This is a genomic window from Mycobacterium marseillense (assembly GCF_010731675.1).
GTDB lineage: Bacteria > Actinomycetota > Actinomycetes > Mycobacteriales > Mycobacteriaceae > Mycobacterium > Mycobacterium marseillense.
This window is the reverse complement of sequence record NZ_AP022584.1, coordinates 3730337-3746161: the sequence shown is the minus strand read 5'-3', so window position 1 is coordinate 3746161 and position 15825 is coordinate 3730337. Positions and strand designations below refer to the sequence as shown.

General features: G+C 68.1%; 12 protein-coding genes and 1 riboswitch. Of the genes, 9 read left to right on the top strand and 3 right to left on the bottom strand.

All coding sequences use genetic code 11. From position 1 onward, the window contains the following. Position 1: 1 nt before the first annotated feature. The gene (locus tag G6N26_RS17225; protein WP_083017922.1) at positions 2-751 is read right to left on the bottom strand and encodes a GntR family transcriptional regulator; all 750 of its coding nucleotides are present in this window, start codon (positions 749-751) and stop codon (positions 2-4) included. Next, entirely contained in the window at positions 751-2373 is a 1623-nt protein-coding gene (locus G6N26_RS17220; RefSeq protein ID WP_083017920.1) for an SMP-30/gluconolactonase/LRE family protein, read from the bottom strand. The genes G6N26_RS17225 and G6N26_RS17220 overlap by 1 nt, the downstream gene beginning before the upstream one ends. Before the next feature lie 209 nt (positions 2374-2582). Here G6N26_RS17220 and G6N26_RS17215 point away from each other — a divergent pair, with 209 nt between their 5' ends. From G6N26_RS17215 to G6N26_RS17180, 8 genes are all read left to right on the top strand, one after another. Next, a complete protein-coding gene (locus tag G6N26_RS17215; protein WP_083017918.1) occupies positions 2583-3440 on the top strand; it encodes an SDR family NAD(P)-dependent oxidoreductase in 858 nt (285 codons plus the stop codon). Then, entirely contained in the window at positions 3437-4837 is a 1401-nt protein-coding gene (locus G6N26_RS17210; RefSeq protein WP_083017914.1) for an aromatic ring-hydroxylating oxygenase subunit alpha, read from the top strand. The genes G6N26_RS17215 and G6N26_RS17210 overlap by 4 nt, the downstream gene beginning before the upstream one ends. Continuing rightward, entirely contained in the window at positions 4834-6681 is a 1848-nt protein-coding gene (locus tag G6N26_RS17205) for a flavin-containing monooxygenase (protein WP_067175919.1), read from the top strand. Before G6N26_RS17210 ends, G6N26_RS17205 begins: the two co-directional genes overlap by 4 nt. Continuing rightward, entirely contained in the window at positions 6678-7646 is a 969-nt protein-coding gene (locus tag G6N26_RS17200; RefSeq protein ID WP_083017912.1) for an SDR family NAD(P)-dependent oxidoreductase, read from the top strand. The genes G6N26_RS17205 and G6N26_RS17200 overlap by 4 nt, the downstream gene beginning before the upstream one ends. Positions 7647-7659: 13 nt before the next feature. Continuing rightward, positions 7660-8802, top strand: coding sequence for a CaiB/BaiF CoA transferase family protein (locus G6N26_RS17195; protein ID WP_067175925.1), 1143 nt, complete (start codon positions 7660-7662; stop codon positions 8800-8802). 44 nt (positions 8803-8846) lie between these two features. Beyond that, positions 8847-10556 (top strand): thiamine pyrophosphate-binding protein, encoded by a 1710-nt coding sequence (locus tag G6N26_RS17190; RefSeq protein ID WP_083017910.1) that lies wholly within the window; start codon positions 8847-8849, stop codon positions 10554-10556. 28 nt (positions 10557-10584) lie between these two features. Then, positions 10585-12015 (top strand): aldehyde dehydrogenase family protein, encoded by a 1431-nt coding sequence (locus G6N26_RS17185; RefSeq protein WP_067175937.1) that lies wholly within the window; start codon positions 10585-10587, stop codon positions 12013-12015. Between the two features lie 232 nt (positions 12016-12247). Next, entirely contained in the window at positions 12248-14242 is a 1995-nt protein-coding gene (locus tag G6N26_RS17180) for an acyltransferase family protein (RefSeq protein WP_083017908.1), read from the top strand. A gap of 20 nt (positions 14243-14262) precedes the next feature. Here the strand turns inward: G6N26_RS17180 and G6N26_RS17175 are convergent, their stop codons facing one another. Further along, complete coding sequence (locus tag G6N26_RS17175) at positions 14263-14922, bottom strand: O-methyltransferase (protein ID WP_083017907.1); 660 nt, start codon at positions 14920-14922, stop codon at positions 14263-14265. A 169-nt stretch (positions 14923-15091) separates the two neighbouring features. After that, positions 15092-15320: riboswitch (M-box (ykoK) riboswitch) on the top strand. Positions 15321-15569: 249 nt separating this feature from the next. On the opposite strand from G6N26_RS17175, the gene G6N26_RS17170 reads away from it, so the two are divergent. Continuing rightward, a complete protein-coding gene (locus G6N26_RS17170) occupies positions 15570-15785 on the top strand; it encodes a hypothetical protein (protein ID WP_131813331.1) in 216 nt (71 codons plus the stop codon). The last annotated feature ends 40 nt before the right edge of the window (positions 15786-15825 follow it).

The following is a 15825-nucleotide window of genomic DNA, read 5'->3' as shown; positions in this document are numbered from 1 at the left end:
CTCAACCGGCCTGACCCGTGACGCGACGCATGGTCATCGCGTACCGAAACCTCGACGACAGGTGGGTGTTGATCGTCACCTGGGCCACCTCGCCGTCGGAGGTCGTGTAGGTGCGCCGCATCTGCAACGCGGCCGTTCCCGCTTCCGCGCCGAGGCCGTCGGCCAGCTCCGGGGACAGCAGGACGGCCGCGATCTCCTGGTGCAACTGGGAGACGCTCACGCCGAACAGATCCTCGATCAACGGGAAAATCGGGCCGGCATGGCGTTGCAGCAGCCTGCCGACCGCGGCGAAACTGCGGCTGATGTAGTACTCCGTGCGGCACATCGGCACCGACGCGTCGTCGGCCTGCCGGTAGCCGCGCACCGAGAGCCACTGGGTGCCGGGCTCGAGTCCGGTGCGGGCGGCCAGCTCGTCGTCGATCGTCACCATCGCGTTGGATTCGATGGTCAGTTGCGCGCCGGCCGCGAACGCGAGCAGGTCCTCGATCGACATCGCGTCCTGCGCATAGGAACTCGACGCCGGCCGCGGCACCACCCGGGTGCCTGCCCGCGGCCGGGACGCGACCAGATTGTCCTCCCGCAGCCGGCGCAGCGCCTCGCGAACGGTGTAGCGGCTGACCGCGAAGCGCTCACACAATTGGTGCTCGGTCGGCAGCTGAGATCCCACCGGGTAGACCCCGTCGACGATCTCCTTGCGCAGTGTGCGTGCGATCTGCAGGTAGCGGTGATCGGCCGCGATGGCCTGGGACATCAGCGGCCGTGCCCCGTCGGGCGTACGGCCAGCACGCTGCCCTCGCCATCGGCCGAAATGTACAGCGTCCCATCGGCTGCGGCGGCGATGCCGGCGAACGGACCTTGCGGCCCGGAGAACGGTGGCATGCCGCGCAGCGGCTTGGGCGTGACGCCCGGCGGCGGGCCGACCGGCAGCCCGGACGCGATCGTCTGGCGCGCGCGGCTGGCGAGGTCGACGGCGATCAATTCCTTGGCGTCGGCATCGACCACATAGAGCACGCCGTCGCGGACCAGAATGCCCTGGGGCCGTTGCAGATCGGCGACGACGGTGTCGGCGCTCGACCCGGCCAGCCTGACCACCCGCCCCGCGCCGGCCTCCGCCACCAGCGGGGCCCCGTCGGCGTCGATCGCGACGCCGACCGGCTCGCGCAGGCCCGTCGCCAGCACCTCGACGTCCCCCGACCGCAGCGCCAGCACCCGCCCGGTGCCCAACTCCGCAACCACCACACCGCCGGGGCTCACCGCCACGCCGTAGAGCTGATCGAAACCGTCCGCCAGCACCTCGGTTTCGCTGGCCTCGGGCCGGTAGCGGGCGACCTGGCCGCCCGATGTCGTGACGACGAACTCGCCGGGCCCGCTCGCGGCGAGCCCGCGCAGGAAGCCGGGATAGCCGGGGCTGAACAACATCCCGGCGGTGTGCAAGGACCCGTCGGGCAGGGCGACGTAGAAGTAGGTGCCGTCGGCGATGTAGAGTTGCCCGTCGTGGCCCACGGCCAGGTCTAACGGCCAGTTGAGTCCGCCCGCCAGCACGGATGTCGTTGTGCCATCCGGGGATATCTCGGTGATCTCGCCGGTGAAGTTGGAGACGAACAGCCGGTCGCCGACAAAGGTGCAGTTGTCCAGCCCCGGGTTCAGCTGGGCGAGCAGGCGTTGCTCGCCGCTGCGGGGATCGATGCGCAGCACCTGCCCGCTGGCCACCTGCGTCGACACGAGGTAGCCCTGGGCATCGAACTTGACGGAGTCGGGCACGCCGAGACCCGTTGCGACACAGTGCGGCTCGCCACCATCGGGGTCGACGCGCCAGATCTCGTTGGCGCCCATCACCGGGAAGTACAGCAGACCGTCGGGACCGACCTCCATCGCGTTCGGTGAGGGCACGTTGTCCAAGAGGACCCGTGGCGGGCCGCCCGACAGGTCGAATTCCAGCAGCCGTCCGCCCTCCCGGCATTCCCCGATGAACAACCGGCCGTGATGGAAGGTGATGCCGTTGGCCGACGGCACGTCGTCGCGCAGCACGCGCGTGCGACCGCTGGTCTCGCGCACGCTGACCCGGCCGTCCATCACCTCGGTCGCGTACAGGTTGCCGCCGGGGTCGAACGCGACGTCGTCGGGCGCCACGATGTCGCCGCCCCTGGGGCTGGCGGTCACCAGTTCGCCGGTGCGGTGGTCCAGCGCGCTGATCTGGCTGCCGGTCACCTGCGCGATGTAGATGCGGCCGTCCGGGCCGGTGCGCAGCCCGTTGGCGCCGAACAGCCGGCTGGGCGCGGTGACCCGCTCGAGCTCCCAGCCCGGCGCGACGTCGGTTGCGTCTGGGCCCGCGTACCGCGAGGGCCGCGTGGAGAGGGCCCGTGAAATGGACATGCTCGCCGAGGTCCTTCCGTCAGCCGGTTGGGCTGGACGTTATCAATTCCTCGTAGTCCAGACAATAGCCGCCACGGCGTCGGGCCTCGATCTTGACAGCGAAGTCCACGGGTCGGAATAGTGTTCTCCCAGGGACAGAATGCCATGTTTTGTCCGGACAAACTGGTACAGATGTCGTTGCCGGCGCCGGTGGCGGCCGAAAGCAGGTCATGGACGATCAAATCGGGCACCTCGGGCTCGCCGGCCGCATCGTGGTGGTCTCCGGCGCCGGCGGCGGCGGGATCGGCACCACCGTCGCGGCCATGACCGCCCGGGCCGGGGCCACCGTGATCGCGGTGAGCCGATCCAAGGAAAACCTGGACGAGCACATCGCCCCGCTGGCCGGACAGGGCCTGGCCGTGGTGCCCGTCGCGGCCGACGCGTCGACCGACGAGGGCATCGCCACGGTGATCGACCACGCGCGCCGCGCCGACGGGAGCTTGTACGGGCTGGTCAACGTCGCCGGTGGCGCCGAGCCGTCGACGTGGATGCCGTCGACGCGGGTGACGCGCAGCGACTGGCGCAAGATCTTCGCCGACAACCTCGAGACGGCGTTCTTCATGAGCCAGGCCGTCGCGGCCGAACTCGTCGCGCACCACCAGCCGGGAGCGATCGTGTCGATCTCCTCGATCAGCGGCATGAACACCGCGCCGTTTCACATCGCCTACGGGTCCGCCAAGGCCGCGATCACCGCGATGACGCGCACGATGGCCGTCGAATTGGCGCAGGCGGGAATCCGGGTCAATGCCGTGGCACCCGGTGTCACCGAGACGGCGGCCTCGCGCACCTACGTCGACGAGGACCCCGAGCGGGATCGTCAGGCGATCGCCATGGGCCGGCGGGGCCGGCCCGAAGAACAGGCCGGGGCCATCCTGTTTCTGCTCTCGGAGATGTCGAGCTACATCACCGGCCAGACGCTGTTGGTCGACGGCGGGCTGGACCTCAAGTGGAGCCACCTCGGCGCCGACAACACGTCGCTCTTCCTCAAAGACGAATCCTTCCGGGCGGCAATTAGGAGGATGTCATGACCGACCTCGCCAAAGACACGAATTCCGCGGGTGCCGAAGAACTCTCGAGTCCGATGACGATCGGCGTCGAGGCCTACATCTGTCAGGACTACGCCCGCGCCGAGCGCGACAAGCTGTGGCGCCGGGTCTGGCAGCAGGTTGGCCGCGTCGAGGAAGTGCCCGAGGTGGGCAGCTACCTGACCTACGACATCCTCGATGACTCGATCATCGTGGTGCGTACCGGCCCGAACGAGTTTCACGCGCACCACAACGTGTGCATGCACCGCGGCCGCCGGCTGATCGACACGCCCGAGGGCGCCAAGAATGCCTGCGCCCGTACCCGAAAGTCGTTCGTCTGTGGCTTTCACGGCTGGACCTACGGCTTGGACGGGGCGTGCACGCATATCCGCGAACAACAGGACTGGCAGGACGCGCTCACCCCGGACAACACCCACCTTCGCCCGGTGCGGGTCGACACGTGGGGCGGCTGGTTATGGATCAACATGGACCCAGATTGCGAGCCGCTGGCCGACTTCCTGTTCCCCGCCGCGAAGATCCTCGACCCGTTCGGCCTGGAGAACATGCGGTACAAGTGGCGCAAGTGGCTGTCCTTCGACTGCAACTGGAAGGTCGCGCTGGAGGCCTTCAACGAGACCTACCACGTCTTCACCACTCACCCGGAGTTCAACAAGTTCGGTGAGTTCAAGGGGTGGGCGAAAGCCCAAGGGCGACACAGCAACATCGGCTATGACGCCCCGGAGGACATGGAGGCCACCAAGTCCAAGATCCGCCTCGGTATCGGCGCCGATCCGCGCGTGTCCACCGCGGAGATGCAGGTGTACACGATGGAGGAGACCAACGCCACCACCACCCAGACGCTGGTGAACGCCGCCCGGCGGCTGGTCGACGAGTTGCCCGAGGGGACACCGGCCGACAAGGTCCTCGAGCACTGGCTGGCGTCGGCGCGCCGCGACGACGAGGCCCGTGGCGTGATCTGGCCGACGATTCCCGCCGACATCCTCGGGCAGGCTGGCACCGCGTGGCAGATCTTCCCGAACTTCCAGATCGGGCAGGGCCTGACCAGCGCGCTGTGCTACGGCGCGCGGCCGCACCCCAGTTACAACCCCGACAAGTGCCTGTTCGAGGTGTCGGTCTTCGAGCTGTACCCGAAAGGACAAGAGCCCCAGACGGAATGGGAGTACACCCCGGTCGGCGACCCGCGGTGGCGGTCGGTACTGCCGCAGGACTTCTCCAACATGGCCGCCGTGCAACAGGGCATGAAATCGCTCGGCTTCCCGGGCACCAAGCCCAACCCCTACCGCGAACGCAGCACCGTCAACCTGCACTACCAATTGTCGAAATACATGGGCGCCGGTGAGCCCCGAGAACTTTCAGGCAAGGAGTCCCCATCGGCATGACCATGCACCAGGACAACTGCGGCCCCACCCAGACGCCCGACGACATCGACATCGCCACGCTGCGCGAGAAGTACCGGCTGGAGCGCGAAAAGCGGCTGCGCACGGAGGGCTCCAAGCAGTACATCGAGTTGGAGGACGACTTCGCCGGCTACTACGAGGTCGATCCCTACACCCCGGCGACGCCACGCGACCCGATCTGCGAGGACATCGACGTCGCGGTCCTCGGCGGCGGATTCGGGGGCCTGCTGTCGGCGGCCTACCTGAAGAAGGCCGGCGTCGACGACGTACGCGTCATCGAGCTCGGCGGCGACTTCGGCGGCGTCTGGTACTGGAACCGCTATCCGGGCATCCAGTGCGACAACGAATCTTATTGCTACATACCGCTTCTCGAAGAGCTCGACTTCATGCCGTCGAAGAAGTTCGCCGACGGCGCCGAGATCTACCAGCACTGCCGCAACATCGGCAAACATTTCGGCCTCTACGACTCGGCGATCTTCTCCACCCAGGTGCGCGACCTGCGCTGGGACGAGGAGATCAAGCGCTGGCGAATCGGCACCAACCGCGACGACGACATCCGTGCCCGGTTCGTGGTGCTGGCGTCGGGCCCCTTCCACCGGCCGAAATTGCCTGGCATTCCGGGGATTAAGGACTTCAAGGGGCACGCGTTCCACTCCTCGCGGTGGGACTACGACTACACCGGCGGGGACAGCGGCGGCAACCTGCACAAGCTGGCAGACAAGAGGGTGGCCGTCATCGGCACCGGCGCCACCGCGATCCAGATCGTCCCGTTCCTGGCTCGAGACACCCAGCACCTCTATGTCTTTCAGCGCACCCCCTCGACGGTCGACCAGCGCAACAACGCGCCCACCGATCCGGAGTGGGCGAAGTCGTTGCGGCCGGGCTGGCAGCGGGAACGGCAACGCAACTTCCACTCCTGGACGTTCGAAGGCATGGCGCTGGGTCAGCCGGATCTGGTGTGCGACTTCTGGACCGAGCTCGGGCGCAACACCGCGGCCCGGGTGCTCGCGCTGGACGATCCGGCGTCGTTGACCCCCGAGCAGTTCATGGCGATCCGCGAAGAAGAGGATTACAAGCTGATGGAGCGGCTGCGCCGCCGCATCGACGTGATCGTCGAGGATGCGCAGACCGCCGAGGCGCTCAAGCCCTACTACCGCTTCCTATGCAAACGCCCACTGTCCAACGACGAGTTCTTGCCGGTGTTCAACCGCCCCAACGTCACCCTCGTCGACGTCTCCGATTCCAAAGGCGTGGAACGGATCACCGAAAAGGGACTGGTGGCGGGCGGCGTCGAGTACGAGGTCGACTGCATCGTCTATGCCAGCGGCTTCGAAATCACCACCGAGATCAGCCGCCGCTATTCGATGGACACGATCGAGGGGCGCGACGGGCTGTCGCTGTTCGACTACTGGCGCGACGGATACAAGACGCTGCACGGGATGACCAGCCGCGGGTTCCCGAACCAGTTCTATACCGGTTTCACCCAGGTCGGCATCTCCGCCAACATCGCCGCCAACTACGAACTGCAGGGCGAGCACATCGCCTACGTCATCGCCGAGGCCTTGAGACGGGGGGCGACCACCGTGGAGCCCAGCGAGGAGGCGCAGGAGCAGTGGTGCGCGACGATCCGCGAAACCGCGGTCGACAATTCGGCGTTCGACGCCCAGTGCACGCCCGGCTACTACAACAACGAAGGCGGCGGCGGGGGAGAGGGCATCCGGTCGCACCTGGGCGAACCGTACGGTCCCGGCTTCTACGCCTTCGAGGACTTGCTGCGTCTGTGGCGTGACAAGGGCGACCTGGACGGGCTGGTGCTCGGCACTTGAGCGAAACCCCCGCAGCACCACTACGATTCGACGGCCGCGTCGCCGTGGTGACCGGAGCGGGCCGAGGGCTGGGCCGTGCGTACGCGAAGCTGCTGGCCTCGCGTGGGGCGAAGGTGGTCGTCAACGACGTCGGCGGCGCCCTCGACGGAGCCGGGGTCGACGTCGGTCCGGCCGAGCAGGTCGTCGCCGAGATCACCGCGGCGGGCGGGCAGGCCGTCGCGTGCAGCGCGTCCGTCGCGACCGCCGAGGGCGGCGGCGCGATCATCGCGACCGCGCTCGAGCACTATGGCCGCGTCGACATCCTGGTGCACAACGCCGGCAACGTCCGTCGCGCCTCACTGAAGGAGATGAGCTACGAGGATTTCGACGCCGTGCTCGACGTGCACCTGCGCGGCGCGTTCAACGTGGTGCGCCCGGCGTTTCCCCTGATGTGCGCGGCGGGCTACGGCCGCATGGTGCTGACGTCGTCGATCGGCGGCCTGTACGGAAACCACGACGTGGCCAACTACGCGGCCGCGAAGGCGGGCGTGATCGGGTTGTCCAATGTCGCCGCGCTGGAAGGCGCCCCCGAGGGGGTGCGCTGCAACGTGATCGTGCCCGCGGCCGTGACACGCATGGCCGAAGGCATTGATACCTCGGCCTATCCGCCGATGGACCCGGAACTCGTTGCGCCGGTGGTGGGTTGGCTCGCACACGAGTCGTGCTCGGTGACCGGCGAGCTGTTCATCGCGCTGGCGGGGCGCGTGGCCCGGGCGGTCGTCGCCGAGAGCCCCGGCGTGTGCCGGTCGTCGTGGACGATCGAGGACGTCGGCAATCATCTGGACGCGATCCGCTACGTGGAGGCCCCCCTGATCTTCCCGGTCGTCCCGGACGGCCACAACCAGCACATCCGCTACAGCTTCGAGTTGGCACAGAGGTCAAACGAACTACCTGGCTCGACCCACCAAGGAGCGCTCAATGGCTAGCCCCAGGGGCCCGATGGCCGGTGTGCGCGTGATCGATCTGACCGCGATGGTGATGGGGCCCTACTGCACTCAGATCATGGCCGACATGGGCGCCGACGTGATCAAAGTCGAACCGCCCCAGGGCGATAACACCCGCTACATCTCCGTGGGCCCGGCGCCGGGCATGAGCGGGGTGTTCGTCAACGTCAACCGCGGCAAGCGCAGCATCGTGCTGGACCTGCACACCGAGGTCGGGACGCGGGCGTTGCGCGCCCTGGTCGAGACCGCCGACGTGTTCATCCACTCGATGCGCGCCAAGGCGATCGCCAAGCTCGGCTTCGGTTACGACGACGTCGCCGCGATCAATCCCCAAGTCATCTACACCAATTGCTACGGGTACGGGCGGCGCGGGCCCGATCGCGATCGCCCCGCTTACGACGACACGATCCAGGCCGAATGCGGCCTGCCCGCCGTGCAGCAGCAGTTGACCGGTGAGGCCGACTACGTCGGCACCATCATGGCCGACAAGATCGCCGGGCTGACGGCGCTGTACGCCACGACGATGGCGTTGTTTCACCGCGAGCGCACCGGGCAGGGGCAAGAGGTCGAGGTCGCCATGTTCGAAACCATGGCGTCGTTCATGCTCGTCGAACATGCCAACGGCGCGCTGTTCGATCCCCCACTGGGACCCGCGGTGTATCCGCGCACCGTGGCGCCCAACCGCCGTCCGTACCGCACCAGCGACGGCTACATCGCCGCGCTGATCTACAACGACAAGCACTGGAACGCGTTCATGAAGGCCGTGCAGCCGCCGTGGGCCAGCGAGCTGTACGCGACGCTGGAACAGCGTGCCCGCGAGATCGACACCGTCTACGGGCTGGTCGCCGAGACGATGAAGGAGCGTTCCACCGCGGAGTGGTTGGAGCTGCTCCGCGAACTCGAGATCCCGGCCGCGCCGCTGAACACGCCCGGCGCGCTGTTCGACGATCCGCATCTCAATGCCGTCGGCATGTTCGAGACGGTCCACACCCCGCACGGGCCGGTCCGCTTCCCCGGCGTCCCCACCTGGTTCTCACAGACACCGGGGCGCGTCGCGGGGCCGGCACCAGAACTCGGCGCCGACACCGCGGCGGTCCTCGACGAGCTGGGTCTGGCGGTCGACGCGAACCCCGGATAACGCTTGCTCATCGAAATTTATTGCTAGTAAAGGAGTTTTCCACCATGGCCGTGCCTGTCTACAAACGCATCCTCGACCTGTTCGAGGCCGAGGGCATCAACACACTGTTCGGTATCCCGGACCCGAACTTCGTGCACATGTTCGCCGAGGCCGAGGCTCGCGGGTGGTCGGTGGTCGCGCCGCATCACGAACTGAGCGCAGGTTTCATGGCCGACGCGGCGTCGCGGATGACGGGCAAGCCCGGCCTGTGCATCGGCACGCTCGGCCCAGGCATGGCCAACATGGCCGGAGCGATCCAGTGCGCGCTCGTGGAGAACTCGCCGGTGATCTTCCTCGGCGGCCAGCGCGCCCGGATCACCGAGCGCCGGGTCCGACGCGGCCGCATCCAATTCGTCCGTCAGGAACCACTTTTCGCGGCGTCGGTGAAGTACAGCAGCTCGATCGAGTACGCCGACCAGACCGACGAGATCATCCATGAGGCGATCCGCCAGGCCATGTCGGGCACCCCCGGCCCGGCCTACGTCGAATACCCGTCGCACGTCATCCTCGAAGCGCTCGACGTGGCCGATCCACTACCGCCCCACCGGTATCGCCTCGTCAACCAGGGGGCCGGCGCCCCGGAGATTGCCAAGGCCGCGAAGCTGATCCGCGAAGCGAAGCGCCCGATTCTGTTGGTGGGACACGGCGTGCACACGTCGCGTACCGGCCCCGCGGTCAAGGAGCTCGCGGACCTGATGGCCTGCCCGGTCATCCAGACCTCCGGGGGTACGTCATACATCCCGGGTCTGCAGGACCGGACCTTCCCCTACCTGTTCTCCCCGGCCGCCAACGAGGCGGTCGAGGAATCCGACCTGTGCGTCGCGCTGGGAACCGAACTCGGTGAGCCCATGCACTACGGGCGGACTCAGCATTGGGCGGACAACGACGCGAACCGCAAATGGGTGTACGTGGAGCAGGACCCGGCCGCCATCGGTGTCAACCGCCAGTTCGACGTGCCGCTGGTGGGCGATCTGCGCGGCGTCGTGCCGCAGCTCGTCGAGGCGCTCCGCGACACGCCGCGCACCCCGGCGGCCAACCTCGAGAAGTTGGTCAAGGCCGACGCCGAGGAGCTCGCTCAGCTCGCCGAGAACGCGCCGTCGGGCCGTCCGATTCACCCGGCGCGCTACGTCGTCGAGGCCACCAAGGCGTTCAACGAACTCGACGACGCCATCATGGTCCGGGATGGCGGCGCGACCGTCATATTTCAGTGGACTTACTCGCAGTCCAAGCCGCGCGACGTCATCTGGAACCAGAACTTCGGCCACCTCGGCACCGGCCTGCCCTACGCGGTCGGGGCATCCGTCGCCGAGGGCGGCAAGCGCCCCGTCATGCTGCTGACCAGCGACTCGGCGTTCCTCTTCCACATCGCCGAGCTGGAAACGGCTGCGCGGCAAAATCTTCCGCTGGTGTGCGTGGTGGGCGTCGACCACCAGTGGGGCCTGGAGGTGGGCGTCTACAAGCGCACCTTCTCCCAGCCGTCGCCGCAGCCCGGCGTGCACTGGAGCAAGGACGTCCGAATGGACAAGATCGCGGAGGGCTTCGGCTGCCACGGTGAGTTCGTCGAGAAGGAAGAGGAGATCGGGCCGGCCATCGCCCGCGCCTACGCCAGCGGCAAAGTGGGTGTGGTGCACGTGTGCATCGACCCGAAGGCCAACTCCGAGGAGATGCCCAAGTACGACCGATTCCGCACCTGGTATGCAGAAGGCACCCAGTAAGGGTCGCAAACAAGGAAGAGTGCAAGCTATGCGCGAATACCTGAAGTTCTACATCGACGGACAATGGGTCGACCCGGTGCGGCCCAACCCCTTCGAGGTGGAAAACCCGGCGACCGAGGAGGTTTCCGGAAAGATCTCGCTGGGGTCGGCGGCCGACGTCGACGTGGCGGTCCAAGCCGCTCGGCGCGCCTTCGCCGGCTGGTCGCAGAGCACCCGCGAACAGCGCCTGGACCTGTTGCAGGCCATCCTCGCCGAATACCAGAAGCGCGCGGACGATCTCGCCCAGGCGGTCACCGAGGAGATTGGCGCACCGCCCTCGCTGGCCGCGGGCCCGCAGGTTTTCCTCGGCATCGGCCACCTCACCACGGCCATCGACGCGCTGAAGAACTTCCCGTTTTCCGAACAAAAAGGGGAGACCCTCATCGCCAAGGAGCCGATCGGCGTCTGCGGTTTGATCACGCCGTGGAACTGGCCGATCAACCAGGTCGCGGTCAAGGTGTACCCGGCGCTGGCGACCGGCTGCACCGTGGTCCTGAAACCCTCTGAGGTCGCGCCGTATTCGCCCTACATCTTCGCCGAGATCCTGGCCGCCGCGGGCGTGCCGGCCGGGGTGTTCAACCTGGTCAACGGCGACGGCGCGGGCGTGGGCGCGGCCCTGGCGAGCCATCCCGACATCGACATGGTGTCGTTCACCGGGTCCACGCGCGCCGGCATCGAGGTCGCCAAGACCGCCGCCCCGACGGTGAAGCGGGTGACCCAGGAACTCGGCGGCAAGAGCCCCAACATCGTCCTCGACGACGGCGGATTCGCCGACGGCGTCCGCGCGGGGGTCGCCAACATGATGCCCAACTCCGGGCAGAGCTGTAACGCGCCGTCGCGCATGCTGGTGCCCAATTCACGGATGGCCGAGGCCATTACGATCGCGCGCGAGGTTGCGGAGCAAGTCCAGGTGGGCAGCGCCGACGACGCGACCGCGATCGGGCCGGTGGCGTCGAGGTCACAGTTCGAGAAGGTGCAGCGCCTGATCCAGCAGGGCATCGACGAGGGCGCGACCGTGGTCGCGGGCGGCCCGGGCCGCCCGGCGGGGCTGGACACGGGGTACTACGTCAAGCCGACCGTCTTCGCGCATGTCACCAACGACATGACGATCGCGCGCGAGGAGATCTTCGGGCCGGTGCTGTGCATCCTCGGCTACGACGACATCGACCAGGCCGTCGAGATCGCCAACGACACCGAGTACGGCCTCGCCGGCTATGTGTCCGGCGCCGACCTCGACAAGGCGCGCGAGGTCGCCCGCCGGATCCGCGCGGGATGGGTGACGATCAACCACGCGTTCGACATGAACGCGCCATTCGGCGGCTACAAGCGCAGCGGTAATGGCCGCGAGTGGAGCGACTTCGGCTTCCACGAGTACCTGGAGGTCAAGAGCACCCTCGGCTACGCGCCCAGCAAGGCCTGACGCCGCAGCCGAAATCCGAACGCACCGCAGCGGAAAACCGTTGCGTGTCCTCCACGCGATCCCGCGCGCCCGCCCTTAAGCTGGCTCCGTTCACGAGGAGGGGCAGCGACGTATCGGCATCAACCATGGCGCCGGGCGGGATGGTAGTCACGGCGCGCTGACGGCGAGCACCGAGCCGGGCGGGTCTCACCCCGCACCGGCTCGTCGTACTCGGCCCCGATGGGTCGCCCCCGTGCGCCGGGTCGGACGGCTGGCGGTCTGGGACCGGCCGGAGCGGCGCAGCGGAATCCCGGCGCTCGACGGCCTGCGCGCGATCGCCGTCGCACTGGTGCTCATCGGGCACGGCGGCATCCCCGGTGTCAGCGGCGGATTCATCGGCGTCGACGTCTTCTTCGTCCTGTCCGGATTCCTCATCACCTCGCTGCTGCTCGACGAGCTGGGCCGTACCGGCCGCATCGAACTCACCGGCTTCTGGATCCGGCGCGCGCGCCGGCTGCTGCCGGCGCTGGTGTTGATGGTGCTGACCGTGGCCGCGGCCCGGCAGCTGCTGCCCGAGCGGTCGCTCACCGGCCTGCGCGACGACGCCATCGCGGCGTTCGTGTGGATGGCCAACTGGCGGTTCGTCGCCCAGAAAACCGACTACTTCACCCAGGGCGCACCGCCGTCGCCGCTGCAGCACACCTGGTCGCTCGGGGTGGAGGAGCAGTACTACTTCGTCTGGCCGCTGCTGCTGATCGCGGTCACACTGGCGCTGGCCGCGCGCGCGAGGCGGCGGTTCACCCGAGCCACCGTCGGGGGCGTGCGCTTCGCGACATTTCTCATCGCCTCCCTCGGGGCCCTGGCGTCCGCGGCGCTCGCCATCGTCACCGCCTCCGACGGCACCCGCGACCGGATCTACTTCGGCACCGACACCCGCGCGCAGGCCCTCCTGGTCGGCGCCGCGGCCGCCGCCCTGCTGGTGCGGGACTGGCCGTCGATGAACCGCGGCTGGTGCATGATCCGCACGCGGTGGGGACGGCGCGCCGCCCGGATCTTGCCGCTGCTGGGTTTGGCGGGCCTGGCGGCCGCGACCCACTACGCCACCGGTGCCAGCGGCGAATTCCGCCACGGCTTGCTGATCGGCGTCGCGGTCGCGGCCGTCCTCGTCATCGCCCCGGTCGCCCTGGAGCAGCGCGGCGTCGTCGCCCGCGCGCTCGCGTTGCCGCCGTTGGTGTGGCTCGGGACCATCTCCTACGGCGTCTACCTGTGGCACTGGCCGATCTTCTTGGCACTCAACGGCGAACGCACCGGGTGGTCCGGGCTGCCGTTGTTCACCGCGCGGTGCGCCGCCACGGTGGTGGTGGCCGCGGCGTCGTATTGGGTGCTCGAGCAGCCGATCCAGCGCTGGCGCCCGGCGCGGGTGCCGCTGCTGCCGCTGGCGGCGGCGACCGTGGCCAGCGCCGCGGCGGTGACATTGTTGGTGGTCCCGGTGGGAACCGGGCCGGGGCTGCGCGAGGTGGGTCTGCCGCCCGGCGTCTCGGCGGTCGCGGCGGTCTCGCCGTCGCCGCCGGCGGAAAGCCGGCCGCGGGATCCCAATCGGCCGTTCACCGTCTCGGTGTTCGGTGACTCGATCGGGTGGACGTGGATGCATTACCTTCCGCCGACACCGGGATTCGCGTTCCTCGACCACACCGTCATCGGATGCAGCCTGGTGCGCGGCACCCCGTACCGGTATGTGGGCCAAACCCTGGAGCAGCGATCCGAATGCGACGGCTGGCCGATCCGATGGGCCAGGCAGGTCAGCCAGGACCAGCCCGATGTCGCGCTGCTGATCATCGGCCGCTGGGAAACCGTGGACCGCGTCAACGAGGGCCAGTGGACCCACATCGGCGACCCGACCTTCGACGCCTACCTCAACGGCGAGCTCGAGCGGGCGCTGACCATCGCCGGTTCCACCGGTGTGCGGGTGGTGGTCGCGACCGTGCCCTACAGCCGCGGCGGTGAAAAGCCGGACGGCCGGCTGTATCCCGAGGACCAGCCGGACCGGGTCAACCTGTGGAACACCATGTTGCGCAAGACCGTCAGCCACCACCCGGGCGTCGCGATCCTCGACCTGAACAAGAAGCTGTGTCCCGACGGGGTCTATACCGCCAAGGTCGACGGCATCAAGGTGCGCAGCGACGGCGTGCACCTGACCCCGGAAGGGGTGAAGTGGCTGACGCCGTGGCTCGAGGAATCGCTGCGGTAGCGCCGCTGCGGTGATTTTTCCTAATTGCCCGTGCGGCAGCTGATTTCCATGCTGTCGCTGTCGCGGACCTGGAAGTTGAAGCTGACGTAGCCGTTGGCCTGGTCGCGTACGCGGTCGAGATACGGCGCCATATCGGCCGAGCTGGCGTTGTCGGCGATAACCAACGCGCCCGTGGAAAGCCGGGGTTCGAGCAACTCGATCACGGGCAGGTACAGGTCTTTCCAACCGTCGAGCAGCAGGAAATCGACCGCCCCGTCCAGGCCTTGCAGCGTGGTGAGGGCGTCGCCCTCCAGGATCGTGATCACGTCGTCCAGGCCGGTCTCGGCGAACGTCTGCTTGGCCGCGGCGATCTTGGGCGCACTGAGCTCGGTGGTCACGACCCGGCCGCTCCCGTTGTCGCGCACCGCGGCGGCCAGGTGAACGGCGGAAATGCCGAACGACATCCCGAATTCGACGACAGTCGCCGGGCGGGTGGCGCGCACCAGTGAATACAGCAGCCGGCCGGCCTCGGGCGTCACCGGGATGTAGAACTCGCTCATCGCCTCGGCCCGCTCCTGGGCGGTCATCGGCTGATTGAAGGTGCCACTCCGCTCGCGCAACAGCGACATCTGGTTTCTCGACTCGGCGTACATGCGGTCGAGCGTCGATGAGACCTTGGGATCCTGCAGCGTTGTGGCCATGTCGCCGAGCGTAGCCCGGCGACGGTGAGCGCCGGGACAGCGCGAGTGAGGAGCCGGGCAATCGAGCGTAGGCGCGCAGCCTGGGTGGGTGCGGGGAGGCCGGCGGCGGCGCCGCGCTCAGGGCAAATGAGTTTGACGAGCCCGGGCCGCGGTGCCACTATGGACTCCGCAAGCACCTCGGTAGGTGAGGCGTCTGCATGGATACAGGCCACTGACCCCGAACGTCGAGAGACGCCCCGGGTCAGGACAGCTCTTCCCGGACCCAAGGGTTGAGCCCAAGTGGCTTCTGGACGAGGAGCGATCGCAAGCGCGGCGGAAGCCGCGCGCAGCGGGTCGCGACCATCGGATATGTCCGGATACGCCGTGCAGTGCCGAAGCTCCGACGAGAGGGGTGCGACCGGCGGCTTTGGTGCCGTCGGTCATTCCTGCCTCTCCCGTTCAGGTGAATGTGGTGACACCCGCGTGTGTCCTGGCCGTGAGGAGGTGAGGGCGAGATGAGTCCCGGCGATAGTCCGCATCCAAAATTCGTTTTGCCCCGATCCGGCTCCGGCATTCCTTCCGCCGCCTGACCTTGCCTCTGGTCCCGCGCGGCTGACCCGTCCCACGGACAGTGTCGATGCCGATCGGGCCTCTGGCAGGAGAAGATCATGGCTTTTGTTGTTACGCACCGTATTTCCGTTGCGCCGAGGGGACGCGGGCGGTCGATGCTGCGCGCGGGCCGGTTGCTGGCCGACAAGCTGCACCTGCGGGCCAACCTGACCCCCCAGGAGCGGGCCAACCTGTACGTCTCGCGGATGCCGATCGCGGTGGTCACCGCCTCGCTGGGCGGACACGCATCGGGACGCACCGACAACCACTGGTGATCCGTCCCGCGCATCGAGTGCATCCGCATGTCCTCACCGC

Bases quoted from the DNA above. Each gene is read 5' to 3' on its own strand.
- G6N26_RS17190 (WP_083017910.1), top strand. From the start codon at position 8,847: ATGGCCGTGCCTGTCTACAAACGCATCCTCGACCTGTTCGAGGCCGAG.
- G6N26_RS17210 (WP_083017914.1), top strand. From the start codon at position 3,437: ATGACCGACCTCGCCAAAGACACGAATTCCGCGGGTGCCGAAGAACTC.
- G6N26_RS17225 (WP_083017922.1), bottom strand. From the start codon at position 751: ATGTCCCAGGCCATCGCGGCCGATCACCGCTACCTGCAGATCGCACGC.
- G6N26_RS17215 (WP_083017918.1), top strand. From the start codon at position 2,583: ATGGACGATCAAATCGGGCACCTCGGGCTCGCCGGCCGCATCGTGGTG.
- G6N26_RS17170 (WP_131813331.1), top strand. From the start codon at position 15,570: ATGGCTTTTGTTGTTACGCACCGTATTTCCGTTGCGCCGAGGGGACGC.
- G6N26_RS17175 (WP_083017907.1), bottom strand. From the start codon at position 14,922: ATGGCCACAACGCTGCAGGATCCCAAGGTCTCATCGACGCTCGACCGC.
- G6N26_RS17195 (WP_067175925.1), top strand. From the start codon at position 7,660: ATGGCCGGTGTGCGCGTGATCGATCTGACCGCGATGGTGATGGGGCCC.
- G6N26_RS17205 (WP_067175919.1), top strand. From the start codon at position 4,834: ATGACCATGCACCAGGACAACTGCGGCCCCACCCAGACGCCCGACGAC.
- G6N26_RS17220 (WP_083017920.1), bottom strand. From the start codon at position 2,373: ATGTCCATTTCACGGGCCCTCTCCACGCGGCCCTCGCGGTACGCGGGC.
- G6N26_RS17185 (WP_067175937.1), top strand. From the start codon at position 10,585: ATGCGCGAATACCTGAAGTTCTACATCGACGGACAATGGGTCGACCCG.